The sequence below is a fragment of the Streptomyces huasconensis genome, assembly GCF_021028635.1.
Lineage (GTDB): Bacteria > Actinomycetota > Actinomycetes > Streptomycetales > Streptomycetaceae > Streptomyces > Streptomyces huasconensis.
Genome location: NZ_CP086119.1, coordinates 210,614 through 233,186, shown reverse-complemented (window position 1 = coordinate 233,186; position 22,573 = coordinate 210,614). Strand labels below are relative to the sequence as shown.

Genomic DNA, 22,573 nt, shown 5'->3' with positions numbered 1-22,573 from the left:
CTCGCCGTCAGCGCAGCAGCCCGCGGTGCGCCGCCCAGCCGGCGGCGATGTCCGCCTCCAGCTGGTTCAGCCGCGCCGTGACCACCTGGTCGAAGCCGTCCATGAAGTACTCGTCACCGGCCCGCGGCGCCACCGACCTTCCGGCCGTGACGAACTCCCCGACCACGTCGGACAGGGAACGGCCCGGCCCCACCCGTCCGGCGATGTAGCGGTCGGCGCCCTCGAGGCCGGGGAACCCCGCCTCGCGGTACAGGTACACATCGCCCAGCACGTCGACCTGGACGGCGATCTGCGGGTGCGCGCGGGGCCGCATCGTCTCCGGCCGGATGCGCACCAGCTCCGCCTCGGTGCCCGACTTCAGGGCGTGCAGCGCGTAGCCGTAGTCGATCCGCAGGGCGGGGGTCAGGCGCCGGGCCTTCTCCTCGAAGGCGAGCAGGATGTCCTGGAGTTCCGTGCGCTCGGCCGCCGAGAGCGCCCCGTCCGGCCGGGCGCTGTAGTCCTCGCGCAGGTTCAGGAAATCCACCGGCCTGCCCGGCGCGGCGGCGTCCAGCTCGGCGACGAAGTCGAGCACGTCGAGCAGCCGCCGGGCCCGGCCCGGCAGGATGATGTGGTTCAGCCCGAGCCGCACCGGAGCCTCGCGCACGGCCCGCAGCCGCTGGAAGCGCAGCAGGTTCGCCCGCACACGGCCGAAGGCCCGCCGCTTGCCGGTGGTGGCCTCGTACTCCTCGTCGGACACCCCGTACAGCGAGGTGCGGACGGCGCCGAGGTCCCACAGTCCCGGCTGGCGCTCCAGGGTCTGTTCGGTGAGGGCGAAGGAGTTGGTGTACAGCGTCATGGGGAAGCCGCGCCCCGCCGCCCGCCGCACCAGGTCGCCGAGCCCGGGGTTGGTGAGCGGCTCCAGGCCACCGGAGACGTACAGCGACTCGGCGGAACCGGCGGGCAGTTCGTCGATGACCGAGGCCAGCGCCGCGTTGCCGTCGGCCAGCGCGGAGACCGGATAGCGGGCCCCCGTCACCCGTACGCAGAAGTGGCACCGGAACATGCAGCTCGGCCCCGGGTACAGGCCCACGATGTGCGGGTGGACGGGGGCGCCCTCCAGGACGGCGTCGAACACCGAGCGCCGCTCCAGCGGCAGCACGGTGTTCGACCAGTACTGGCCCGACGGGCCCGCGATCACCGCCTCCCGCAGTTCGGGAAGCCGTTCGAAGAGGTCGAGGAGCCGCCGGAACCGGTCGGTGTCAAGCCCCCGTTCCCGCCGCACCGCGTCCAGCGGCGTGAACGGCCGGTTGCCGTAGTGCCGCGCCAGGGCGACGAGATGTCCGGCGGCGCCGTCCGCCTCGTCCGCCGGGCACAGGCGGCGCTCCGTCAGCAGGTGCCGCACGGCGGCCGCCGCCGCTTCCGGGTCGTGACCGGGGGACGCGCAGAGCGCCACCGCCCCGGTACGCGGATCGAGTGCCGACGTCATGCGGGTCGTCCCTTCATCTGCTGCCAACGGGAGGTCACTTCATCGCTGCGGGAGACGACCAGCCGCAGCACGTCGCAGATCCTGCGGATGCTCTCGCGCGACACGGCGGTGCCGGTGGGCAGGGCCAGTACGCGCCCGGCGAACCGTTCGGTGTGCGGGAGCCGGAAGGTGCGGCCGGACCGGTAGGGCTCCAGTTCATGGCAGGCGGGGGAGAAGTACGGCTTCGCCATGACGTTCTCGCTCTGCAGAATCCTCAGGACGAGGTCCCGGTCGATCCCCGCCACGGACTCGTCGATCTCGACGATCACGTACTGGTAGTTGCGTGACTCCGACGGGTCGTGCGGGAGCAGCCGCACGCCGGGGACGCGGTCCAGGCCCGCGGCGTAGGAGTCGAAGTTCGACCGGTTGTGGGCCACCGCCCGCTCGAACCCGTCGAGCGACGTCAGCGCCATGGCCGCGGCGGCCTCGCTCATCTTGCCGTTGGTGCCGCCCGCCGGGCTTCCGGCCCCCGGCCCCAGCCCGAAGTTGCGCAGACTGCGCAACCGCCCGGCCAGGGCGTCGTCGTCGGTCACGATCGCGCCGCCCTCGAACCCGGCGACCACCTTGGTCGGATGGAACGAGAAGACCGACGCGACGCCGAAAGAGGCGACCGGCTGCCCGTCGAGCGTGCACCCGATGGCGTGCGCCGCGTCGAAGAACAGCGGAAGGCCGTGGTCGGATGCGACCTTCTCCAGCTCCGGGGCCCGGCAGGTCCGGCCCCACAGGTGCACGCCGAGGATCGCCGAGGTGAGCGGGCCGACCGCCTCGGCCACGAGCGCGGGGTCCAGTTGACCGCTCAGCGGGTCGACGTCCACGAACACCGGGTCGAGCCCGACCCAGCGCGCGGCGTGCGCGGTCGCGGCGAACGTCAGCGAGGGCATGATCACCTCGCCGGTCAGCTCCAAGGCATGGCAGAGCATCTGGAGCGCGACCGTCGCGTTGCAGGTGGCTACGGAGTTGCGCGCACCGGCGAGTTCGGCGGTCCTGGCCTCGAACTCCACGGCCAGCGGACCGCTGTTGGACAGCCACTGGTTGTCCAGCGCCCAGCTGATCCGGTCGAACAGACGGTCACGGTCGACCGCGTTGGGGGAGCCGACGTACAAGGGCCGCAGAAAGGCGTGCACGCCGCCGAATATCGCGAGATCGCCGGTGGTCAGTTTCACAACGCTCCCCTGTATATTCGCCTTTCCATTCCACGCGGCCGCGGTCGCACTGATCGCGGAATGGGAGGGGCGGCAGAGCCCACGGGGCGGCAACTCCCGTACCGGAGCGTCATGTTGGCAGAAATGTCGATGGATTTCGACGGCAGTTCCGCGTACAGGCCGGGTACAGCCGGAACACACCCGAGTCGGGCACCATTCGAATTCCATGACCATCACGTTCCACGACCCTCGCGTTCCATGACTCTCGCGATATCAGGACACAGACCCAAGGGAGTGCCCGCATGACGAACCCGTTCGAGAACCCTGACGGCCGGTATGTTGTGCTGGTCAACCACGAGGGCCAGCACTCGCTCTGGCCGGTCTTCGCCGAGGTGCCGGACGGCTGGACGGTCGTCCACGCGGAGGACAGCCGCCAGGCCTGCCTCGACTACATCGAGGAGCACTGGACCGACATGCGGCCCAAGAGCCTCATCGAGCAGATGGGCGGCCGATGACAGGGGCGGGGGACGGGCCGCTCCAGGCCCCGCCGAGCCGCACCGTCACCGGCTGGAGCGGCGACGCCGATTACTTCAGCTTCCCCGAACACCGCGACTTCCGCCCCCGGCTGGTCGTCGACGTCCTGCGCGGCCGCCGCGCGGGCGTCATCTTCCGGGGCATGGTCGCGCGCGACCTCTGCGCCGAACTCGCCGACCGGTTCTGGGACAGCCCGGACCGGGAGCGGCGCAGCACCGAGGCGCCCAGCCACCACCTCGGGGCGTACCACTACCACAAGACCACCGAGCACTACCTGGACGAGTCCGAACGCGCCGCCGCCGCCCTCGACAAGGTGCTCGACCTGCCCGACGACCCGCTGACCGTCTTCTACACGGGGCTGGCCGACGAACTCGCCCCCGCAGGCGTGGACGTGCGGCTCGCCCGTCACCGGGGACGCGCCGCCTCCCGCGGCCTGCTGCGCTCCTGGCACGGCGACGGCCGGTACGCCCTGGACCCGCACGAGGACCGCTCCCAGTGCACCGAGCCTCGGCAGGCGGACTTCGAGATCCAGCGGGTGGTCGACCACGAGGTCTGCGCCCTCAACATCTGCCTGGAGAACGGCGACGGCGGCCGGCTGCTGGTGTGGAACATCCAGCCGGACGACGCGTCCAAGCGGCGGCTGGGCCTGCATCACACGGGCTCCCCGTACCCGCCCCGGACCCTCGAGGGCATCGAGTGCCGGCGGATCGACGTCCACCCGGGAGACGTCTACATCTTCAACGGCTCCCATGTGCACGCCGTGGAGCCCAACGCCGACCCCGGCAGCAGGCGCACGTCGCTGGCGGGGATCTTCGGGTTCATCGACGACCACACGGTGGTCTCATGGACGTGACTCCCCGGCACCGGCGCGGCGGGGAGAACCACGGGTGAAGGCCCTCGTCCTCGCGGGCGGCTCGGGCACGCGGCTGCGGCCGCTCACCCACTCGTCCGCCAAGCAACTGGTCCCGATCGCCAACCGGCCGGTGCTCTTCCACGTCCTGCGCGACGTGGCGGACGCCGACATCAAAGAGGTCGGTGTCGTCGTCGGGGGAACGGCGGCCGAGATCCGCGCCGCCGTCGCGGCCGACGACTCGGTGAACCTCGACATCACCTACATCCCCCAGGGGGAGCCGCTGGGACTCGCCCACGCCGTGCTCACGGCCCGCGACTTCCTCGGCGACGACGACTTCGTGATGTACCTCGGCGACAACTACCTGCGCGGCGGCATCACGGACCTCGTGGCCGATTTCCGCCGCGCACGGCCGGCCGCGCAGCTGCTGCTCGCCCGCGAGGACGACCCGGCCGGCTTCGGCGTCGCCGAACTGGACGCGGCGGGACGGGTGAGGGGCCTCGAGGAGAAGCCGGCCGCGCCCAAGGGGGACCACGTCGTCGTCGGCGTGTACGTGTTCACCCCGGCGGTCCATGAGGCGGTGCGCGCCATCGTCCCCTCCTGGCGCGGCGAACTGGAGATCACCCACGCCCTCCAGTGGCTGATCGACCAGGGCGCGGACGTCCGCTCCACGACCCACGCCGGTTACTGGAAGGACACCGGCAACGTCGCGGACCTCCTCGACGCCAACCGGGTCGCCCTGGAGTCCGTGGAGCCCCTGGTGGCCGGTGACGTGGACGCGGCCACGGAACTCGTCGGCCGGGTGCGGATCGCGGCGGGCGCCGTGGTGCGCGGCTCGCGGATCGTGGGCCCGGTGGCCGTCGGCGCCGACACGGTGATCACCGGATGCCGGGTGGGCCCGTACACGGCGATCGCCGAGCGGTGTCACGTCGAGGACAGCGAGATCGAGTCCTCGATCGTGCTTCCCGGCTCCTCGATCACCGGCGTGGGCCGCATCGAGGCGTCCCTCATCGGCCGCCATGTGGAAGTCACCCCCGCCGCTCCCGCCACGCACCGCCTCGTCCTCGGCGACCACTGCAAGGTGCAGCTCTCCCCGTGAGCGTCAGGCCGGTCACGGGCGGGGCGGCCGGGGGGTCCCTGCAAGGTCACCGGGTACGGACGCCCGCCTGACGTGCGGCCTGACGCTCACGGCGGGGCGGCGTCAGCGCCCCCGTACCCCCTCGGCGTGCACCTTCTCCAGGACGCGGACCGCCGCCCCCAGCCCGTCCTCCGCGCCGAGCAGCGTGCCGAAGCGGGCGGCCGCGGCCGCGATCCCCGGGTCCGTCACCGCGTGCCGGATGTCGGCGGCGAGCCCCTCGGGCGTCAGTTCGCGCTGCATGACAGGGGGCGGTGCGACGCCCAGGCGGTGCAGGTGCTCGCCCCACATCCGCTGGTTCGTCTCGAACGCGCAGATGACCTGGGGGATTCCGGCGCGCAGCGCGTCGTTGTACGAGCCGGGCCCGCCGGCGTGGACCACCGCGCGCACCCGGGGCAGCAGCCACGCGTACGGCACGTCCTTGACGGTGAGGATGTCGTCGCCGTAGTCGGTGACCTGGATGCCGCCCCAGCCCTCGACGACCACGGCCCGTTGCCCGGACGCGCGGACACCTTCGAGGACGACCCTGGCCGTCGCCTGCGGATCGGGGCTCAGGGTGCTGCCGAAGCCCACGAACACCGGCTTCTCACCGGCCTCCAAGAAACGCACCAGATCGTCCGGCGGCCGCCAGCCGGGAGCCGGCGGCAGATGCCAGAAGCCCGCGGTGTGCACGGTGTCGGGCCAGTCGTCCGCGGGCGGGATCACGTGCGGACTGAAGATGTGCAGCACCGGGGTGGGACTGCCGTCGGCCCGGTGGCGGAAGTCCAGGAACCCTTCGCGGGGCGGCAGCCCGAGCGTCTGCGACCGCCACTGCTCGATCGCCGTGATCAGCTGGGGCGGGATGTAGCTGTACGGGTCCGCCCCGCTCTCGTCCACCTGGTCGCTGAAGACGTCCGACAGCCGGCCGAAGGCCGGATACCGGCGCGAGACCACGAAGTTGGGGTAGAGCACCGCGAACACGTTCGGCACGCCCAGCTTCTCCGCGATCTGGGCTATCTGTTCGCGTGACGCCTGCGAGTGGACGATGATGTCGGCGCCGTCGGCCGCCGCCTCCCACATGTCCTTCAGGATGATCGGATAGCGGTCCATCGCCTCCTGCTTGAGGGCGGCCCTTCGGCGCTCCGTCTCCGGCGTGCGGCGGTCGCTCGTCCAGCGCAGCCTGCGGACCTCGGGCCTGCGCCACAGCGTGATGGACCAGTCGTCCAGACCGGCGAAGTCCACGTCGTACTGGGCGGCGAAAGGAGCGAAGAGCCTCGGCGCCACCAGGGTCGCGGAGTGCCCCGCCTGATTCAGGGCGTGGGCCAGGGCCAGATACGGCTGTACGTCCCCACGGCTCCCGTGGCAGTACACCAGAGCCTTCATTCGGCCTCCTCCGTTGGTGGACGACGTGGATCACGGTCATGCTCATCGACCGCCACGACACCGACAAGAGGCAGCTTTGCGCGTGCAGACGGCGTCCAGCCGGCCACGGCCCGGCGCCCCTAAGGTCACCGGCGTGAAGGTGCTCATCTACTCCCATGGCACGCGTGGCGACCTGCAGCCCTACCTGGCCGTCGCCCACGCCCTCAACCGCGCCGGGCACACCGCCACCCTCGTCGGCCCGAGCGTCTTCGCACCCTTCGCGGAGTCGTACGGTGTGGCATTCGCCCCGGTGACCGACGAGGGCGTGAAACTCCTCCAGCGGCCGGACGTCCGCAGACTGCTGCTGACGACGGACCCGGAATCCGAGGAATACCGAAAGGCCCGCGAGGCGATATTCCGCGAATTCATGCCCAGGACGTATCCGATCCTGCTCGGGCAGTTCTGGGACGCGGCACGCGGCGGGGCCGATCTGCTCGTCCACTCGCACCATTCACGTCAGGTCATGCACCAGATGGCCGAGAAACTGGGCATCCCGAACGTGCTCGCCACGCTCCACCCCAACCTCGTCCCGTCCCGCCGCTATCCCCCGCAGCTCGGCTCGCTGGAGGCCAGGCCGGACAACCTGGAGCAGCACGCCCGGGCGCACAGCGAACCCCTCAATCCGCTGCTGGCCGAGATGATCTCCACATGGCGTACGCAGACGCTGGGCCTGCCGCCCCGCGAGGACTACCTGGACTTCCGGCACCGCCCCGACGGCCGGCCCACCCCGGTCCTGCACGGCTTCAGCCCGCACGTCCTCGAACCGGCCCCGGAGTGGCCCGACTGGGTCCACACCACCGGCTTCTGGACCCTGCCCGCCAACCAGCCGCCCTCGGCGGAACTGCTGCGCTTCCTGGAGACCGGCGAGCCGCCGGTCTTCTTCGGCTTCGGCAGCCTCGCCCACGGCGACCCGGACGAGGCCGGGCAACTGGTGCTTGAGGTGGTGCGCCGCCTGGACGTGCGCGCGGTGGTCGTCACCGGCTGGGGAGGCATCAGCATCACCGACCCGCCCGCGAACGTCCTGGTCGAGAGCGACGTGCCGTACGACTGGCTGTTCCCCCGGGTCCGCGCCGCCGTGCACGCCGGAGGCCCCGGCACCCTGAACGCGGCCCTGGAGGCAGGCATCCCGCAAGTCGCCTGCCCCTTCCACAAGGAACAGCTGATGTGGGGCGACCACCTGCGGGACCTCGGTGTCGCCCCGGCGCCCCTGCCGTACAACGACCTCACCGTGGAAGGGCTCGTGGCGGCGGTGCGGCACACGCTCACCGACCCGGAGATCGCCGCCAACACCCGCCGCCTGGCGGAGAGTCTGCGGGGGGAGAACGGGGCGGAGAACGCGGTCAAGGCACTGGAACACATCCACCGGGAAGCCTGAGGCCGGCGTGGGAGACGCGGGCGCGACCGTGCTGTGGGGGCTCACGGCCGGTGACGCGCGCGCCGCGGCACACACCGCCCTGCTCCATGGTGCGGCCCGGCTGACCGGGAAGCCGGCCGACGCGTTCCGCCTGACGCACGAACCGGGCGGCCGCCCCCGGCTGACCGGCCCTGCCGCCCCGCCGCATGTGAGCGTCAGTCACGGCCGCGGCATCTGGGCCGTGGCCCTCGCCGCGGCGGGGCCGGTCGGCGTGGACGTGGAGACCGTCGAGGCCGTACGTCCCGTCCCGGCCCTGCGCTTGGCCGAACGCTGGCTGGACGCCGCCGGGGCAACGTGGCTGAGGGGCGTTCCCCCGGCCGCGAGAGCCACGGCGTTCCTGTGGCTGTGGACGCAGAAAGAGGCGGTCGGCAAGGCGCGCGGCCAAGGGCTCCGCGACGGCGGCCTCCGCCGCCCGGTGCCGGTCCCCGAGCACTGGCCGCCGCCCGTACGTGGCGCCTTGCCCGCTCTCACCCCCCTTGCCGCCGACCCGGACCTGTCCTGCGCGGCCCTGCTCGCCGACGCTCCCCACGCCCACGTCCTGGCCCTGGCCTCGGCGGCCCCCACGGCAGTCGAGTTGCGCGCCGTCCCCTCGACCGGTGGTGCTACTGCTAGGCGGGTTCCCCCACCGTGTGCCGGTACAGCTCCGGCACCGCCACCTTGACCGGCTCCTGGGTGGTACGGGCGATGACGACGACCGCGGGTTCCGTCGGGTGCGGGTTCTCCTCGCGGTGCGGGACGAACGGGGGGACGAGGAAGAAGTCGCCCGGGTTCCCGGCGAGACGGACCTCCCGGGTGCCGTCGTGGTAGACGAACACGGGGTGGCCGCTGACCACGTAGATGCCCGCCTCGGAGTCACCGTGATGGTGGTTGTCCGTCGCGCTCATCGGCGGGTTCACCACCCTGCCCATCCAGAGCTTCTTGGAGCCGACGGTGCCGCCGCTGATGGCCGCGAAGCCGTCCAGTTCGGTCGACCGCACCAGGTGGACACGGTTGCCGGGCGGCGTCTCGCCGTCGGCGCGGGCTGCGGACCGAGCGGTGTCGTGAAGGGTCATCGGGTGGCCTCCTGCATGCTTTCCGTGGGGTTCCTGACACGACGTACCGTGCCGCGTGCGATACGTATACGGCAAGTGAAGTTGCGGAAACCGCAAAGGCCTGCCCGTTGCTCGCCTCCGACGGAGCCGACGGGCTTGTGCGGATCGAGGTCGCGCTCGGCCGCCGCGTCCAACGGGACGTGCGCCAGGGGGCCAGGAGGCGGTCACGGGATGAACCACGCGGTACGCGGCTCCGCCGACGGCGGAGCCGCTCCGGGTCAGGAACGCGTGGCGGACGTCCAGACCGTTCCGCGGGCCTCGTACTCCAGCATGGCCTCCAGCCCCAGGGCCGCGTCGACGCCGAGTTCGCGGCGCACCAGCCACAGCGCGAGGTCGAGGCCCGAGGTGACGCCGCCGGCGGTCACCAGGTCGCCGTCGTCGACGACGCGCGCGTTCTTCAGCACGCCGCCCTGCTCCTGGAGGAGGTCGCGCGCCTTGTGGTGGGTGGTGCAGGGGCGGCCGCGCGTGACACCGGCGGCGGAGAGCAGCATCACGCCCGTGCACAGGGCGGCGATGGTCAGCCCCGGCCGCCGCGCCTCGGCCAGGGCGCGGGGCAGGGCGCCGCGCCGGATCTCCGCCCAGACCCCGGGGGCCTCCTTGCGGGCGTACCCGCCACCGGGCACGACGAGGAGGTCGGCCTTCTCCGGGGCCCAGCCCCGGTCGACGCGCAGCGTGGTGCCGAAGGCGGCGGTGATGGTGCGGCGGCCGTCCAGGGTGACGTACTGGACCTCGACGTCGCGGTCGGTGAAGTGGTCGGAGGCGGAGAGCACTTCGTAGGGGGCGGCGAGGTCGAGTTCCTCCACGCCGTCGAAGAGGACGACGTGCACGCGGAGCGGATCACCGCGTCGAGGTGCGGACGTGCCGGTGGCGGTGGCCGCGGTGGCCGCGTCGAGGGAGGCGCCGGTCGTGAGGCCCGCGGCACCCAGGACCGCGGTGGTGCGCAGCAGAGTACGTCGGTTCATGAAGCCGTCTCGTTTCGCGAGGGGATGGACTTGGTGGAACGGGCATGCGCCGGGGCGGGGTTCACGCCACGTGGACGGTTCCCCGGCGCTGGTATTCGAGGACCTCCTCGGCGAAGAGGGCCGTCTCCGCCCCGAAGAACCGTTCGAGGAGCCAGAGCCCGAGGTCGATGCCGGACGTGACGCCTCCGCACGTGACGAGGTCGCCGTCGTCGACGACCCGTCCCGGGACCACGCGCCCGCCCTGGGCCCGCAGATCGTCCAGGGCGATGTGGTGGGTGGTGCAGGGGCGTCCGGTGGTGATCCCGGCGGCGGACAGCAGCATGGTGCCGGAGCAGACGGCGCCCAGCACCAGACCGTCCCGCCGGGCCGCCGCCAGGGCGCGGGGCAGGACACCGCGCCGCACCTCCCGCTGGAGCCCGGAGCCGTCGCCGTATCCCGCGCCGGGAACGATGATCACGTCAGCCGTACGGGGCGCCCACGGAGCCCGGCACATGATCTCCATCCCGGAGGCCGTTCGCACGCGGCGGACACCGTCCACGGTCATGAAGGTCTGGGCGATCCGGTCCTGCCCGGCGATGCCGAACACCTCGATGTGACCGGCGAAGTCCTGCTCCTCGACGCCGTCATAGAGCACGGTGTGCACCCGCAGGGGCCGTGAGCGGCGGGAACCGGACGGCGGTGGCGAGGAGGATGTGCGGGGCGCGGACAGGGTGGGCACGACGGAGCCTCCGGAAAACACACTGGACCACTGGGACATCGGAACGCTGATACGTGGAACCTGGAACATCGGGACGCTGGAACGCGTTCAGTCTGTCGGCGGCCGGTGATCGACGACACCGGTGCGCGTGCCCAAGGCGCGCAAGATACGGCCAAGCGCCAAGGCGCGACGGCCAGGCCGCACGGGAGGGTTCGGCTCACCCCCGAACGGCGGCCCGAAAGGCGGCCCGGTAGGCGGACGGCGTCGTGCCGACCTGGCGGGCGAAGTGGTGACGGAGGCTTTCGAGGGAACCGAACCCGCACGCCTGCGCCACTCTTGTCAGCGGCAGCGCTGTAGTCTCCAGCAACTCCCGCGCACGCTGCACTTGTTGGGCGAGCAGCCACCGCAACGGCGTGGTGCCCGTCTGGGCGCGGAAGTGGCGTGCCAGGCTGCGCCGGCTCATCATGGCGTGGGCGGCGATGTCGGCGAGGCCCAGAGGCTTGCTCAGTTCGTCCCGCATCCACTGCAGCGTGGGGCCCAGATCCGAGGAGTCGCACTCGGGGGTGCGGTACTCGATGAACTGCGCCTGGCCACCGGCCCGTTGCGGTGGCATGACCAGCATCCGCGCGGCGTGGGCCGCGACGGCGGCGCCGTGGTCGGCTCCGACCATGTGCAGACACAGGTCGAGGCCCGCGGCGATGCCGGCCGAGGTGAGCACCTGCCCGTCGTCGACGTAGAGCACCGCCGGGTCCACGTGTGTATCCGGATACCGTTCGGCCAGCGCGTCGGCGAACCGCCAGTGTGTCGTCGCGCGCCGCCCCGCGAGCAGCCCGGCGTGCGCGAGGATGAACGCGCCGGTGCAGATGGACGCGATCCGGGCTCCACGGGCCGCGGCTCCCCGCAGCACCTGGACCGCCCGCTGATCGGGCACCCGTTCGGCGGGGAGCCCGGGCACGACGACGGTGTCCGCCCCGAGCGCGTCGTCCAAGGTGTACGAGGAGGAGAGCCGGAAAGGTTCTGAGGGGCCGGCCGTGGCGGTCACGGACCGGTCGGCGCAGACACGCACCTCATAGGCCGGCGAGCCGTCGGGCCGGGTCGCGAGGGCGAACACCTGGCAGGGTATGGAGAGGTCGAAGGCCGACACCCCGTCGAGCGCGAGGACCGCGACTACATGCATCCAACGGAGCCTAATACGGGGTCTGGCGGGGGTCTGCGCGAGCCCTACGCGGTCGGCCTGTCACGGTACGGTGCCAGGAACCCGGTCAGCGCCGCCAGCATCGCCTCCGGTGCTTCCTCGGCGGGGTAATGGCCGCACTCGGGCAGGACAAGGCTCTCCACGCGGTCGGCGGCGAGCCGCATCGTCGCGCCGACCGACGCGCCCAAGTTCTCCGCACCCCCGATCGCCAGGACCGGCAGCGACAGCGGTCGGGTCCTGCGCCGCTGGTTCTGCTCGATGGTCGTATCGAGTGCGCGGTAGAACTCGAAGCTGCACCGCAGGGCTTCCGGGTCGGCGGCGAGGACGTCGACGTAGTACTGGACGGCGTGGTCAGGCAGTGCCTTCGCGGACTTCGTGGCGAACTGGTGGCCGAAGTAGAGATGTTCCCGACCGCGGACCAGCTGCTCGTTGACGTCGCCGAGGCGGTTGAAGGCGAAGTGCCAGAGGCGGTCGTTGGCCTCCCGGCTGCCGAAAAGAGGCGGTGTCGCGGAAAGGCCCGGAATGGCGGCCTCGGCGACGGCCAAGCGTTCGATCCGGTCAGGGTGATCCGCGGCCAGGGCGTAGCCGGTCCACATCCCGACGTCGTGACCGACCGTGGCGAAGCGCTGATGTCCGAGCGCGTCCATCAGCGCCACCATGTCGCGTGCGAGCGTGCCGGTGTCGTACCCGACCAGGGGCTTGTCGGACAGTCCGACACCGCGCGCGTCGACCGCGACGACCCGGAAGTCCCGGGCCAGGGCGGGCATCAGGAGCCGCCAGGCGTACCAGGTCTGAGGCCAGCCGGCGAGCAGCAGCAGCGGGGGGCCTTCGCCGCCGGTCACGGCGTGCAGGCGCAGATCGCCGGTGTCGACGTACCGACTGGTGAAGGTGTCGGTGAACCCGGCCGGGAGGTGGGGCGCCTCGAAGACGGAACCGAGCCCTTCGGGAGTGGGCAGGTGGGCTGACGACAGACGCACGGTCATCCTTTGCGGCGGTGGTTGACGGGTTTTCAGGAACGGGCCACGTCGCCACGCTAGCCATCTTGGATCGATCGGTCAAAGATAGTGTGACCGATCGATCCAAGATGTGGGTAAGGTCGGGGCCGAGCCGTGAAACGGGAGGTGCACGCCATGTCCGGCCGGAAGCAGTTCGACGTCGGCGTGGCCCTGGACCAGGCCATGCACGTGTTCTGGCAGCGCGGATACGCGGACGCCTCGCTCGACGCCCTCGGTTCCGCCACCGGCCTCGGCCGCGGCTCCCTCTACGGCACCTTCGGCACCAAGGACGCCCTCTTCCGCCAGTGCCTCGACCGCTACGCGTCGGTTCACGGCGCGCGGTACGAGCAGGCACTGACCGCCCACTCCGGTGATCCGGTACGTGCGGTCGAGGCATTCTTCGACGTCACCCTGAGCCGCATCGCCGACCCCTCCGTCCCCATGGGATGCCTCATCGCACAGTCCGCCGCGCAGTCCCCGACCCTGAAGGAGGAGAACAACGCTCGGGTACGCGGCCTGCTCGACCTCCAGCGCCAACGAGTGCGTACGGCGCTGACGCACCCCTCGGCCGACGCCCGAACGCTCGACGAACTCGCCACGTTCGTCGTCGCCGTGAACCAGTCGCTGGCCGTACTGAGCCGCGCCGGCGCCTCGGACACCGAGCTGCGCTCCGTGGCCCGCCTCGCCCGCACGACGGTGGCGGACACACTCGGCCGGGCAGCGGCACCGGAGGACGTCGCCCGAGGCTGACGGGCCTGAGGACGGTGCGCAGGCAGAGGTGACGTCAGCGGCTCGTCAACGGTCTCCCTTACGCTCCGCGTCGGTCCGGGTCGTTCCGATCCGGGGCGAACCGACGAAGGGACGCACTGATGCGCAGGCACACGCACCAGCAGCACAGGAAGTCACCGCCCGGTCGGGCCCTCATGGTCGCCTGGGTCGTCGGCGGGCTCCTCGCGGCCTTCACCGTGTTCCCGTCCGTCCCGGCGGCCGCCGCGGACCGCTCCGCCCTCGCGGCCGACAGCCACGCCGACATCAACATCGTCGCGCTGCACAGCGGCATGTGTCTGGAAGTCGGCTCCACGGCGAGCGGCGAACCGGTGCGCCAGCGCAACTGTGCGGGAAAGCGCGGGGCTCTGTGGACGCTGCGGCAGTCGCCCATGGGATCGGACCTGGTGCGCATCGTCAACCCCTCCAGCGGACTGTGCATGGCCGTGGCGGACTCCAGCTCCGCTGACGGCGCGGCGGTCCGGCAGGGGAGCTGCGGTGCGGAACCCGGCGTCGACTTCCGGATGGTGGACAGCGGGGAGGGCGCCTGGCTCCAGCCGATGACGGCGAGCCCGCGCAAGTGCGTGGGGATCACCGACTCGTCGACGGCCGACCGGGCGGAGCTGCGGCAGTGGAGCTGCACGGGCACGGCGGGCATCCGGTTCCAGCAGCGCAGGCCGCCGCACGAGTGGCGTACCACGATCGTGAACTCCACCAGCGGGAAGTGTCTGGGGATGCGCAACGCGAGCCACGTGGAGCTGGAATGGGCCGTGCAGCGGACCTGTTCGGGCAGTGCCGACGAGACCTGGCGCATCGTCGCGCTGGACGGTGGAAGCGTGGCGATCGTCAACGTGAACAGCGACAAGTGCCTGATGGCCACCCGGGACACGAACGGCGCTCCTGGCAGCCAGGCCAAACAGGCCACGTGTGACGGCTACTCGTACCAGAGGTGGTCCCTGGAGGAACAGAGCCCGGGGGTCTACGCGCTCAGCAACCACTTCCTGCGGCAGTACCTCGGGGTCCGCCCGCCGGTCACCGCCGACGCGGCACTCGCGGAGTTCTGGGAGCGAAGCCCCGACCGCGGTCAGGAATGGCGGATCGACGCGGGCGAACCGCGCTAGACGACACCCGCCCCTCCCCGTCACTCCTCGCGCCCACCGGACCCCTTGCCGCCGTTCCGCCCGCGCCCGCCCCGCGGATGCCACAGCCGCAGCCACACGTCACGCGCGTGTCGTCCCGCCTCCGCACGGCTGCGCGCCACCATCTCGCGGGCCTCGTCCTGCGTCTCCACCATGGGCCCGGAGCCGCGCAGCGGCCGGCCGGCGGTCTCGTGCAGGAAGAACGTCGACACCAGGCCGATCGCGCCGGCCACCATCAAGTAGAAGGCGGGCACCAGGGTGTTGCCGGTGGCGTCGACCAGGTAGGAGGCGAGCAGCGGGGTGGTGCCGCCGAAGAGGGAGACGGAGATGTTGTACGAGATCGACAGGGCGCCGTACCGCAGCCGGGTGGGGAACAGGGCGGGCAGTGTCGCCGCGGCCGTGCCCGCGAAGCAGACCAGGAGCAGACCGAGGATCACGCACCCGAAGGCGGGCAGGAGGATGCCGCCTTCCCGGATGAGCAGGAACGCGGGGACGGCGAGCGCGATCATGGCGATGCTGCCGGCCATGAACATCGGGCGCCTGCCCCACCGGTCCGAACTGCGGCCCACCGTGGTGATGGCGAGCGCCACCAGCAGCATGGTGCCGAGCACCAGCAACTGCGCCGTGGTGTGCCCCTCTCCCAGCGTCACCGTCATGAAGGTGGGCAGATACGACGTCACCATGTAGTTCGTGACGTTGTAGAGCAGCACCAGACCCATGCAGATCAGCACCGCCTGCCAGTGGCGCGTGAAGATCTCCTTGAGGCGGCCCTGGCCGGACTGGCGGGCCTGCTCGACCGGGTCGCTCTCGCCCCGCTGATGGACGACTTCCCGCTCGGCCGCGGCGGATGCCGCCTCCTGCTGGAACGCGGGCGTCTCCTCCAGCTTCACGCGCATGTACAGGCCGATGAGCCCGAGCGGCCCCGCGACGAAGAAGGGAATGCGCCAGCCCCAGCTCTCCATACCGTCCGTCCCGAGCGTCAGCGTGAGGACGGTGACCAGGCCGGAGCCCAGCGAGTAACCGATGAAGGTGCCGAAGTCGAGCCAGCTGCCGAGGAATCCGCGCCGCTGGTCGGGCGCGTACTCGGCGATGTAGGTGGTGGCACCGGCGTACTCGCCGCCCGTGGAGAACCCCTGGACCAGTCGGCAGACGAGGAGCAGCAGCGGGGCGGCGAATCCGATCGACGCGTACGAGGGCAGCAGCCCGACCGCGAAGGTGCTCACGGCCATCATGATCATGGTCGCCGCGAGCACCCGCTGCCGGCCGATGCGGTCGCCGAGCGGCCCGAACACCAGGCCGCCCAGAGGCCGGACGAGGAACGCCGCGGCGAAGGTGGCGAAGGTGGCGACGACCTGGGCGCCGGGCGAGCTGGAGGGGAAGAAGACCTTGCCGATCGTGCCCGCCAGATAGGCGTAGACGCCGAAGTCGAACCACTCCATGGTGTTGCCGAGCGCGGCGGCTGTCACCGCGCGTCGCACCTTGGGCCGGTCCGAGACCAGCACGTCCTCGGCGCTGAGCGCCTTCTTCCGGCGGCGCAGCAGCGTACGCGCCATGCGGTCCGTCGCCGATCGTGACGAGCGCGTGGCATCCGCCTCCGGCCCACGAGGCTGGCGGGCCTTTCCCCGCGGAAGGCCTTTCCCCATGGAGCTCTACTCCTCTGGTCGGCCGAGAAAAAGCTGTATCACCGCAAATTAGGCCGAACCGGAAGAGGCGGCAAATCGTCCGCCGGGCGATGCGCTACAGTTGATCATGCACTGGTCACCGCGGCTCGCGGAGACCGGACGCGCGTCGGTGGTCCAAGGAAAGACGCCCCGCTTCCTGCGGGGAAATGCAGGTGCAAGGCCTGCCCGGCGCTCGAACAGGGGCCCGTCCGCGTTCACCGCGGACGGGCCCCTCACGTCGTGTCCTCTGCTGTGGGCGAGCGGTCAGACCGCACCGCGCCAGGCGCCGGTCTCGCCGCCGCGCTGCTCGATGAACTTCTTGAACCGCTTCAGGTCACCGGCAACCTGCCGCTTGACGAAGCCGAGCTTGTCGCCGACCGTCTCGGCCAGGCCCTCGGGGTCGTAGTCCATCTGGAGCATGACCTTCGTACGGGCATCGTCCAGGCGGTGGAAGGTGACGACACCGGCCTGCTTGGCCTCCCCGTCGACCGTGGTCCACGCCACGCGCTCGTCCGGGATCTGCTCGGTGATCGTGGCGTCGAACTCCCGCTCCACACCGCCGACCTTCGTCACCCAGTGGGTGAGCTTGTCGGTGCGCTGCTCGATCCGCTCTACGCCTTCCATGAACTCGGGGAACGTCTCGAACTGGGTCCACTGGTTGTACGCCGTACGGACCGGCACGTCGACCTCGATGGATTCCTCGACTTGCGACACGGATGACACCTTTCCTCGTGGAACTCGCCCCGGCTGTTGTCCGCCGGGGTCGCGCAGTGCGTCGTTTCCTCTTTCCGCGAGTGCCCAGGACCTGCGCTTTCACTCCCGTCCCTCACCCACGTATCCCCCATGTATCACTCGTTCAGCCCTCTTGCGCCTGCCGGCCGCTGGGGAGTGTGGGGTCGAACGGGACGCACACAGCGAGGAAGCAGCATGAGCGACAGCGGTTGGGGCGTGGGGCGGGAGCGGGTCCTCACGGTGGGTGTCGTCGTCGCCCGCACGGGACGGCTGACCAGTCTGGGTGACCCCCTGGACTTCGTCATGACGTTGCTGGCACCCGAACTGGCCGCGGCAGGCCCGCGCGGCTTCCGGGTCCGGCTGGCGGGACGGGACAGCCGTTCGTCCGCCGACGGCGCGCGGCAGGCGGTGAAAGAACTCGTCCAGGACGAGAACGCAGCGATCATCGTGACCCTGGCCGGGACACAGGTCCTGCCGGCCGTCGCGGACGCCTGTGAGTCCGTCGGGGTTCCCTGCCTGTCGAGCACCTTCCCCTGGCAGGTCTACTACTACGGGCGAGGAGCGGACGCGGCGCGCCCCTTCGACTGGACGTACCACTTCTGCTGGGGACTGGACGACATCGCCGAGACCTTCGCCGACCTGTGGGAACAGGCCTGCGGCGCGGGGCGGCAGACCGTGGGCTGCCTGTGGAACGACGGGCCCCAGGGGGACTGGTCGCGCCACCCCGAGCACGGTTTCGCACCGGCCGCCCGTGACCGCGGGCACCGACTGGTGGAGCCCGTGCCCTACCGCGAGCCGGCCGTGGACCTCGGACGGCACATCAACGAGTTCCGGGACGCCGGAGCCGCCGTCGTCACCAGCGCGGCCACCGGCCAGGACCTGGCCCTCTTCCGCGCCCAGGCCGCCGAGACCGGCTGGCAGCCCCGTCTGATCACCTGCTCACGCTGGCTGGCCTACCCGCCGTCCTCCACGATCAGCGGCCGCCAGTCCGCCCAGGCCGATGTCGCCACCCTCGTGTACTGGACCCCGGGCCACCCCTACCGCTCCTCCCTCGACGGCACGACCCCGGCCCAACTGGCCGAGACCTACGAGCAGATGACGGGACGGCAGTGGCTCCAGCCGCTCGGCCTCGCCTACGCCCTGTTCGAGGTCGCCGCACACGCCCTGACGACCGCCGACGACCCCACCGACCGCCGCTCCGTGGCCGCCGCCCTGGGCAGAAGCCGCCTGGACACCATCGCAGGACCTCTCGACTGGACCAGCGGGCCCGTGCCCAACATCGCCACCGTGCCGCTGGCCGGCGGACAGTGGCAGCCCGGCACTCGGCACGACTACGAACTCGCCGTCGTCACACCGGGCGGAGCGCAGGGGCTCCGCGTCACCGGCGACCTCCGGACAGCCTGAACCGAGGCGGCACACGGGCCGGGGCCCGAAGCCGCGCACCGAGTCGCGGGCGCGCAGGTCACAGGTCGTCGACAACGGAACCGAACAGACGCATTCCCTCCTCTTGCAGGGCGGCCCGACGGCCACGTCCGCTCCCCGCGCCCGTACAAGGAGACATTCGCTGTGACCGAGACACCCACTTCCGTGACCCGACGTCCGCGCCACCGGGTCACAGGGCTCGCCGTGGCCGGCATGGTGCTCGCCCTCGCCGCTCCGGCCGCCCCGGCGACGGCCCTCGCCGGCCACCCCCGTGCCGCCGCGGCCGATCCCGTCTCCGTCATGAAGTACACCGTCGCCGAACGCCGCGACGCTCTTGCGTACTGGACGCCCGCCCGCATGAAGGCCGTCGGCAAGTCCGTGGACCTCGGCCCGACCGGACCGAAGGCCAAGCCGTGGCGCGGCACCCCCCTCAAGACGATCGGGCGGCTCTTCTTCGTCAACGCGAACGGCGCCGACACCTGGTGCACGGCCACCGCCGTGAAGAGCGCCAACCGCTCCGCCGTCATGACCGCGGCTCACTGCGTGCGGCGGGGTTCGTCCCCGTACAACACCAACAGCTCGATGGTGTTCGTCCCCGGCTACCACAAGGGCCACAAGCCGCACGGCGTGTTCGCCGTCCGCCAGGCCCTGACCCCGCGCACCTGGCAGACGGACTCCACCCACGACATGTCCGCCCTGGTCGTCGACGCCGACAAGAACGGGCGCAAGCTCACCGACGTCGTGGGCGGCCAGGCCGTCGCCTTCCACCGCCCCGTCGGTGACAAGGTCTCCGCCTTCGGCTACTCCGCGACGCGCCCGCAGCTCGGCGAGGAACTCCTGCGCTGCGTCGGCACGGCGAAGAAGACGAGCGGCCTGCAGGCCATCCCCTGCGACATGAGCGGCGGTTCCAGCGGCGGCCCGTGGCTGGCCGACTTCAAGGCAGCCACCGGCAAGGGCGTGCTGATCTCGGTGAACAGCGCGCTGGACTCCCTGACGCCGACCGAGATGCGTGCGGAGGTGCTCGGCGCCACCGCGAAGAAGGTGTACGACCGGGCGCAGCGCGCCTGAGGCAGGAGCGAAGCCGCCGTCATCGGCCGGGCGGCGGGCGGAACCCGCCGGTCACTCGGGCGGGTTGAGCTTGCGGAAGTACGTCCAGCTGGTCTCGTTCGGCTCACTCCACTGTTCCGGCGCGTGGGCGAACTCGGGGTGGTGGTCGGCGACGTAGGCCCGGGTCCGCTCGGGGACCTCGGCGTACGAGCCGAGCTTGCGGCCCCGGCAGTGGAAGGTGAGGCCGCCGGGCCGCTGGCCGCGCGCCATCCACGGGAGCCAGGGGGACATCCGGGTCCACGACATGGTGGCCGGCACGCTCGGCGCCGGTCCCGCCAGGTCGGTGCGGTCGGCGAAGAACTGGAAGAGCTCCAGGGCCTTGTACGTGTCACCGGCCGAGTGGACGGGGTACTGCGCCACCGGCAGCGGTGAGGGGTAGGCGAGCGGTATCTCCAGGCTGAAACAGACCTGTTCGCCGAGTTCGGTCGTCGGGATCGGGAAGGGGCGCCATTTCTGGTTCGCCGGGTCGTTCCATATGTGCACCACGGGCAGGTCCCGCCAGGTCTCCAGGATCTCGCGGCCTATGGGGTCCAGGTAGAAGCCGGCCTCGCGGGTGAGCAGCCGGTAGGCATCGGGACCTGCCTCGGCGTCCTGGACCAGGCGCGCGACGTTCAGCCCTTCGAAGCCGAAGAGGTGCTGGTAGGGCTCGTCGGGCGCCCAGGAGTACACGTCTCCGCACCACCAGTACGTGGTCTCCTCACCGTCGAGCGAGGCGCGGGTGCGGGCGAAGGAGCGGAGCAGCTCCGCGGGTGTCGTCATACGGAGTACTCTGCGCGATCGCCGTCCGCCCCGGTGGCCCGGATTCGGCAAGGGCCGAAAAGAGACGGCCCCGGACTCAGACGCGCACGAAGTCGGCCCGGCCGAGCATGTCGAACTTGGTGACGAGTGCGGGCGCGCGCCGGGAGTTGCACCGGGGGACGAGGTCCGCCAGGTGCCTGCCGTTGTCGGCGAACGAGAGCCGGGCGCGCCAGTCGTCGTTCGCGTACTTGACCACCCGGAACGTGAAGGGGCGCGCGGCTCCGCTGCGTGCGGTGAGCGTGGCCGTGCCGTTCTTCCGGAACTCGAAGGTGCCGCGCTGTGTCCCGTCCTTGTACGTCCCGGCCCAGGCCGCCTTGTGGCTTCCGCACTCGGCGGCTCGGGGAGCCTGTGCCCCGCCACCCGCGGCGGCCGGCACGGCCGCCGCGAAGGTGAACACCACTGCACAGGCACTGACGAGGGAGCGATGCATGAGGATTTCCTCCGAGCGGGGCCCACGGGGCGGGCCCGGGTGAGACGCTGACGGCAAGTCAGAGTACTACGTTCCGTCAGCTGACCGTCACTCTGCGCGAGGGGCGTCCAGGAACCGGTGGAGGGAAGCCGTCGTGCTCGTGACGAAGGCGGCTCGGGTCCTGTCGTCGACATGGTCCAAGGACAGGTAGGGGTTGAGGTCCTCCAGCTCGACCAGAAGGAGATCCCCCTCCTGGGTACGGCAGGCGTCCACGCGCTGGATGCCGTGATCAAGGGTGTTCCAGTCGATGAAACGGCGGGCGAAACCGAGATCGGCGTCCGTGGGCCGGTAGGGCTCAAGGACCCAGCGACGCTCGGGGTCGGGGGCGTGGAGGGCGTACTGGAAGGCGTCGTCGACGTAGTAGAACGACACCTCGTAGCGGAAGTCGACGCGGGGCTGGACCAGGATGCCGCCGTAGGCGAGGCCGTCCAGCTGCTCCCGCGAGACGAAGTCGAGGCCGATGGAGTCCGCCCCCGCCTTCGGCTTGACCACGTACTGGTCGGCTTCGGGCAGCGCGCCCAGGTTCTCGTACCGGTCGATGGTGGGGATGACGGGATATCCGGCTTCCGTCAGGTCCAGCAGGTACTGCTTGCCGGCCATGTCGGCCCGCCCGGACAGCGGGTTGTAGACCCGGGTCCCGCGTGCCGCGGCCTGCTCGCGGAAGGCGTCGTACTCCTTCTGGTAGTGCAGCACGGGGCCGCTGTTGCGGACCACGACCGCGTCGAAGGCGTCCATCAGCGCGGCGGCGTCCAGCGGGTGGCACAAGGCGATGTCGAAGTCGTCCCGCAGCCGCGACGACAGGAAAATGTCCTCGTCGCAGTAGCGCCGCCCCCGGGCCTCATAGGCGAGATCGGTCACGAACAGAACGCTGGGGCGGCGGTACACGGGTGTCTCCTGGGTCGATGATCGACAAAACTACTCAACCCGCGCGCACCGCCCCGCGCCGGGGCCGCCTCCGCGCCGCACCCGACGATCAGTGACTGTGCATCGTCTGCGCCATGCGGACCAGCTCGTCGGTCTCCGGGGCGTCGATCTCGATGTCCAGGACGGTGCAGACGCGGGCCAGGAGGTAGTAGAAACCGGCCAGGACGAGCGTCTCGACGATCTGTTCCTCGGTGTAGTGGGCGGCCACGGCCGCGTGGCGGGCGTCGTCCACGTGCGGCGAGGCCGCCGCGGCCGCGGCGAAGCCCAGGAGCGCCTGCTGGGCCGGGGTGAACACCTCCGCGTCGTACCGGCTGTGGCGCAGGGCCTCGCGCTGCGCGTCCGTGACACCCGCGGCCCGGGAGATCGGGACGTGCTGCGCCCACTCGTATTCGGCTTCGAAAGCGGTGGCGTAGGTGAGGATGAGCAGCTCGCGGTCGACCGCGCCGAGGCTGCCGTCGGCGAAGAGCGCGGCGCCCAGGCGGGCTATCTGCGTCACCGACCGGGGCGCGTGGCCGAGCATCCGGTACACGTTGATGACGCGCCCCTGGCTGAGGGAGCGCAGGGTTTCGGGCAGGGCCTCGGTGTCGAGGCACGGGATGCGGGACATGTGGGGACTCCTTGGCAGGGGCCGGCGTG

Annotated in this window: 23 protein-coding genes; 9 read left to right on the top strand and 14 right to left on the bottom strand. The window is 71.3% G+C overall.

The window, feature by feature from the left end; all coding sequences use genetic code 11:
• Positions 1–7 precede the first annotated feature (7 nt).
• Together desII and J2N69_RS01040 are read right to left on the bottom strand one after the other, a co-directional pair.
• Positions 8–1,465 carry a dTDP-4-amino-4,6-dideoxy-D-glucose ammonia-lyase gene (gene desII, locus J2N69_RS01045; protein WP_230898984.1) on the bottom strand — a complete coding sequence of 486 codons (1,458 nt, stop codon included), beginning with the start codon at positions 1,463–1,465 and terminating at the stop codon, positions 8–10.
• On the bottom strand, positions 1,462–2,667 hold the full coding sequence (locus J2N69_RS01040) for an aminotransferase class I/II-fold pyridoxal phosphate-dependent enzyme (protein ID WP_230898983.1): 1,206 nt from the start codon (positions 2,665–2,667) through the stop codon (positions 1,462–1,464). Before J2N69_RS01040 ends, desII begins: the two co-directional genes overlap by 4 nt.
• 281 nt (positions 2,668–2,948) lie before the next feature.
• Between J2N69_RS01040 and J2N69_RS01035 the strand changes: the two genes are divergently transcribed.
• Genes J2N69_RS01035 through J2N69_RS01025 form a run of 3 tightly spaced genes read left to right on the top strand, consistent with a single transcriptional unit; the run spans position 2,949 to position 5,129 of the window.
• Positions 2,949–3,161 (top strand): MbtH family protein, encoded by a 213-nt coding sequence (locus J2N69_RS01035; protein ID WP_127910791.1) that lies wholly within the window; start codon positions 2,949–2,951, stop codon positions 3,159–3,161.
• Positions 3,158–4,033, top strand: a complete 876-nt coding sequence (locus J2N69_RS01030) for a hypothetical protein (RefSeq protein WP_230898982.1) — start codon at positions 3,158–3,160, stop codon at positions 4,031–4,033. The genes J2N69_RS01035 and J2N69_RS01030 overlap by 4 nt, the downstream gene beginning before the upstream one ends.
• Positions 4,034–4,067: 34 nt before the next feature.
• The gene (locus J2N69_RS01025; RefSeq protein ID WP_230898981.1) at positions 4,068–5,129 is read left to right on the top strand and encodes a glucose-1-phosphate thymidylyltransferase; all 1,062 of its coding nucleotides are present in this window, start codon (positions 4,068–4,070) and stop codon (positions 5,127–5,129) included.
• A 102-nt stretch (positions 5,130–5,231) separates the two neighbouring features.
• Here J2N69_RS01025 and J2N69_RS01020 read toward each other — a convergent pair whose 3' ends face one another.
• Positions 5,232–6,527 (bottom strand): glycosyltransferase, encoded by a 1,296-nt coding sequence (locus tag J2N69_RS01020; protein ID WP_230898980.1) that lies wholly within the window; start codon positions 6,525–6,527, stop codon positions 5,232–5,234.
• A gap of 133 nt (positions 6,528–6,660) precedes the next feature.
• Between J2N69_RS01020 and J2N69_RS01015 the strand changes: the two genes are divergently transcribed.
• Both J2N69_RS01015 and J2N69_RS36610 read left to right on the top strand, forming a co-directional pair.
• Entirely contained in the window at positions 6,661–7,941 is a 1,281-nt protein-coding gene (locus tag J2N69_RS01015) for a glycosyltransferase (protein ID WP_230898979.1), read from the top strand.
• A 7-nt stretch (positions 7,942–7,948) separates the two neighbouring features.
• On the top strand, positions 7,949–8,641 hold the full coding sequence (locus J2N69_RS36610) for a 4'-phosphopantetheinyl transferase family protein (RefSeq protein ID WP_408056656.1): 693 nt from the start codon (positions 7,949–7,951) through the stop codon (positions 8,639–8,641).
• Here J2N69_RS36610 and J2N69_RS01010 read toward each other — a convergent pair.
• From J2N69_RS01010 to J2N69_RS00990, 5 genes are all read right to left on the bottom strand, one after another.
• On the bottom strand, positions 8,589–9,032 hold the full coding sequence (locus J2N69_RS01010; RefSeq protein ID WP_230898978.1) for a cupin domain-containing protein: 444 nt from the start codon (positions 9,030–9,032) through the stop codon (positions 8,589–8,591). The genes J2N69_RS36610 and J2N69_RS01010 overlap by 53 nt on opposite strands.
• A gap of 257 nt (positions 9,033–9,289) precedes the next feature.
• Entirely contained in the window at positions 9,290–10,033 is a 744-nt protein-coding gene (locus J2N69_RS01005) for a DJ-1/PfpI family protein (RefSeq protein WP_230898977.1), read from the bottom strand.
• A gap of 61 nt (positions 10,034–10,094) precedes the next feature.
• On the bottom strand, positions 10,095–10,751 hold the full coding sequence (locus tag J2N69_RS01000) for a DJ-1/PfpI family protein (protein ID WP_230898976.1): 657 nt from the start codon (positions 10,749–10,751) through the stop codon (positions 10,095–10,097).
• Between the two features lie 196 nt (positions 10,752–10,947).
• On the bottom strand, positions 10,948–11,907 hold the full coding sequence (locus tag J2N69_RS00995) for a GlxA family transcriptional regulator (RefSeq protein WP_230898975.1): 960 nt from the start codon (positions 11,905–11,907) through the stop codon (positions 10,948–10,950).
• 44 nt (positions 11,908–11,951) lie between these two features.
• A complete protein-coding gene (locus J2N69_RS00990) occupies positions 11,952–12,908 on the bottom strand; it encodes an alpha/beta fold hydrolase (RefSeq protein WP_408056655.1) in 957 nt (318 codons plus the stop codon).
• A gap of 147 nt (positions 12,909–13,055) precedes the next feature.
• On the opposite strand from J2N69_RS00990, the gene J2N69_RS00985 reads away from it, so the two are divergent.
• Entirely contained in the window at positions 13,056–13,670 is a 615-nt protein-coding gene (locus tag J2N69_RS00985) for a TetR/AcrR family transcriptional regulator (protein ID WP_230898973.1), read from the top strand.
• 119 nt (positions 13,671–13,789) lie between these two features.
• Positions 13,790–14,806 (top strand): RICIN domain-containing protein, encoded by a 1,017-nt coding sequence (locus tag J2N69_RS00980; protein ID WP_230898972.1) that lies wholly within the window; start codon positions 13,790–13,792, stop codon positions 14,804–14,806.
• Positions 14,807–14,826: 20 nt separating this feature from the next.
• Here J2N69_RS00980 and proP read toward each other — a convergent pair whose 3' ends face one another.
• Together proP and J2N69_RS00970 are read right to left on the bottom strand one after the other, a co-directional pair.
• Complete coding sequence (proP, locus tag J2N69_RS00975) at positions 14,827–16,377, bottom strand: glycine betaine/L-proline transporter ProP (protein ID WP_230898971.1); 1,551 nt, start codon at positions 16,375–16,377, stop codon at positions 14,827–14,829.
• Between the two features lie 372 nt (positions 16,378–16,749).
• Positions 16,750–17,199 (bottom strand): SRPBCC family protein, encoded by a 450-nt coding sequence (locus J2N69_RS00970; protein ID WP_230898970.1) that lies wholly within the window; start codon positions 17,197–17,199, stop codon positions 16,750–16,752.
• A gap of 213 nt (positions 17,200–17,412) precedes the next feature.
• On the opposite strand from J2N69_RS00970, the gene J2N69_RS00965 reads away from it, so the two are divergent.
• Complete coding sequence (locus J2N69_RS00965; protein WP_230898969.1) at positions 17,413–18,621, top strand: ABC transporter substrate-binding protein; 1,209 nt, start codon at positions 17,413–17,415, stop codon at positions 18,619–18,621.
• A gap of 162 nt (positions 18,622–18,783) precedes the next feature.
• The gene (locus J2N69_RS00960) at positions 18,784–19,707 is read left to right on the top strand and encodes a trypsin-like serine peptidase (RefSeq protein ID WP_230898968.1); all 924 of its coding nucleotides are present in this window, start codon (positions 18,784–18,786) and stop codon (positions 19,705–19,707) included.
• A gap of 51 nt (positions 19,708–19,758) precedes the next feature.
• Here J2N69_RS00960 and J2N69_RS00955 read toward each other — a convergent pair whose 3' ends face one another.
• From J2N69_RS00955 to J2N69_RS00940, 4 genes are all read right to left on the bottom strand, one after another.
• A complete protein-coding gene (locus J2N69_RS00955) occupies positions 19,759–20,505 on the bottom strand; it encodes a DUF1838 family protein (protein WP_230898967.1) in 747 nt (248 codons plus the stop codon).
• Between the two features lie 76 nt (positions 20,506–20,581).
• A complete protein-coding gene (locus tag J2N69_RS00950) occupies positions 20,582–20,974 on the bottom strand; it encodes a hypothetical protein (protein ID WP_230898966.1) in 393 nt (130 codons plus the stop codon).
• Between the two features lie 87 nt (positions 20,975–21,061).
• A complete protein-coding gene (locus J2N69_RS00945) occupies positions 21,062–21,877 on the bottom strand; it encodes an ATP-grasp domain-containing protein (RefSeq protein ID WP_408056869.1) in 816 nt (271 codons plus the stop codon).
• Between the two features lie 109 nt (positions 21,878–21,986).
• Positions 21,987–22,544, bottom strand: a complete 558-nt coding sequence (locus J2N69_RS00940) for a carboxymuconolactone decarboxylase family protein (protein ID WP_230898964.1) — start codon at positions 22,542–22,544, stop codon at positions 21,987–21,989.
• Positions 22,545–22,573: the final 29 nt, after the last annotated feature.

Coding starts and splice junctions, on each gene's coding strand:
- desII (WP_230898984.1), bottom strand. CDS start 1,465: ATGACGTCGGCACTCGATCCGCGTACCGGGGCGGTGGCGCTCTGCGCG.
- J2N69_RS01035 (WP_127910791.1), top strand. CDS start 2,949: ATGACGAACCCGTTCGAGAACCCTGACGGCCGGTATGTTGTGCTGGTC.
- J2N69_RS01030 (WP_230898982.1), top strand. CDS start 3,158: ATGACAGGGGCGGGGGACGGGCCGCTCCAGGCCCCGCCGAGCCGCACC.
- J2N69_RS01020 (WP_230898980.1), bottom strand. CDS start 6,527: ATGAAGGCTCTGGTGTACTGCCACGGGAGCCGTGGGGACGTACAGCCG.
- J2N69_RS01010 (WP_230898978.1), bottom strand. CDS start 9,032: ATGACCCTTCACGACACCGCTCGGTCCGCAGCCCGCGCCGACGGCGAG.
- J2N69_RS01005 (WP_230898977.1), bottom strand. CDS start 10,033: ATGAACCGACGTACTCTGCTGCGCACCACCGCGGTCCTGGGTGCCGCG.
- J2N69_RS00995 (WP_230898975.1), bottom strand. CDS start 11,907: ATGCATGTAGTCGCGGTCCTCGCGCTCGACGGGGTGTCGGCCTTCGAC.
- J2N69_RS00990 (WP_408056655.1), bottom strand. CDS start 12,908: ATGACCGTGCGTCTGTCGTCAGCCCACCTGCCCACTCCCGAAGGGCTC.
- J2N69_RS00985 (WP_230898973.1), top strand. CDS start 13,056: ATGTCCGGCCGGAAGCAGTTCGACGTCGGCGTGGCCCTGGACCAGGCC.
- J2N69_RS00980 (WP_230898972.1), top strand. CDS start 13,790: ATGCGCAGGCACACGCACCAGCAGCACAGGAAGTCACCGCCCGGTCGG.
- proP (WP_230898971.1), bottom strand. CDS start 16,377: ATGGCGCGTACGCTGCTGCGCCGCCGGAAGAAGGCGCTCAGCGCCGAG.
- J2N69_RS00965 (WP_230898969.1), top strand. CDS start 17,413: ATGAGCGACAGCGGTTGGGGCGTGGGGCGGGAGCGGGTCCTCACGGTG.
- J2N69_RS00955 (WP_230898967.1), bottom strand. CDS start 20,505: ATGACGACACCCGCGGAGCTGCTCCGCTCCTTCGCCCGCACCCGCGCC.
- J2N69_RS00950 (WP_230898966.1), bottom strand. CDS start 20,974: ATGCATCGCTCCCTCGTCAGTGCCTGTGCAGTGGTGTTCACCTTCGCG.
- J2N69_RS00940 (WP_230898964.1), bottom strand. CDS start 22,544: ATGTCCCGCATCCCGTGCCTCGACACCGAGGCCCTGCCCGAAACCCTG.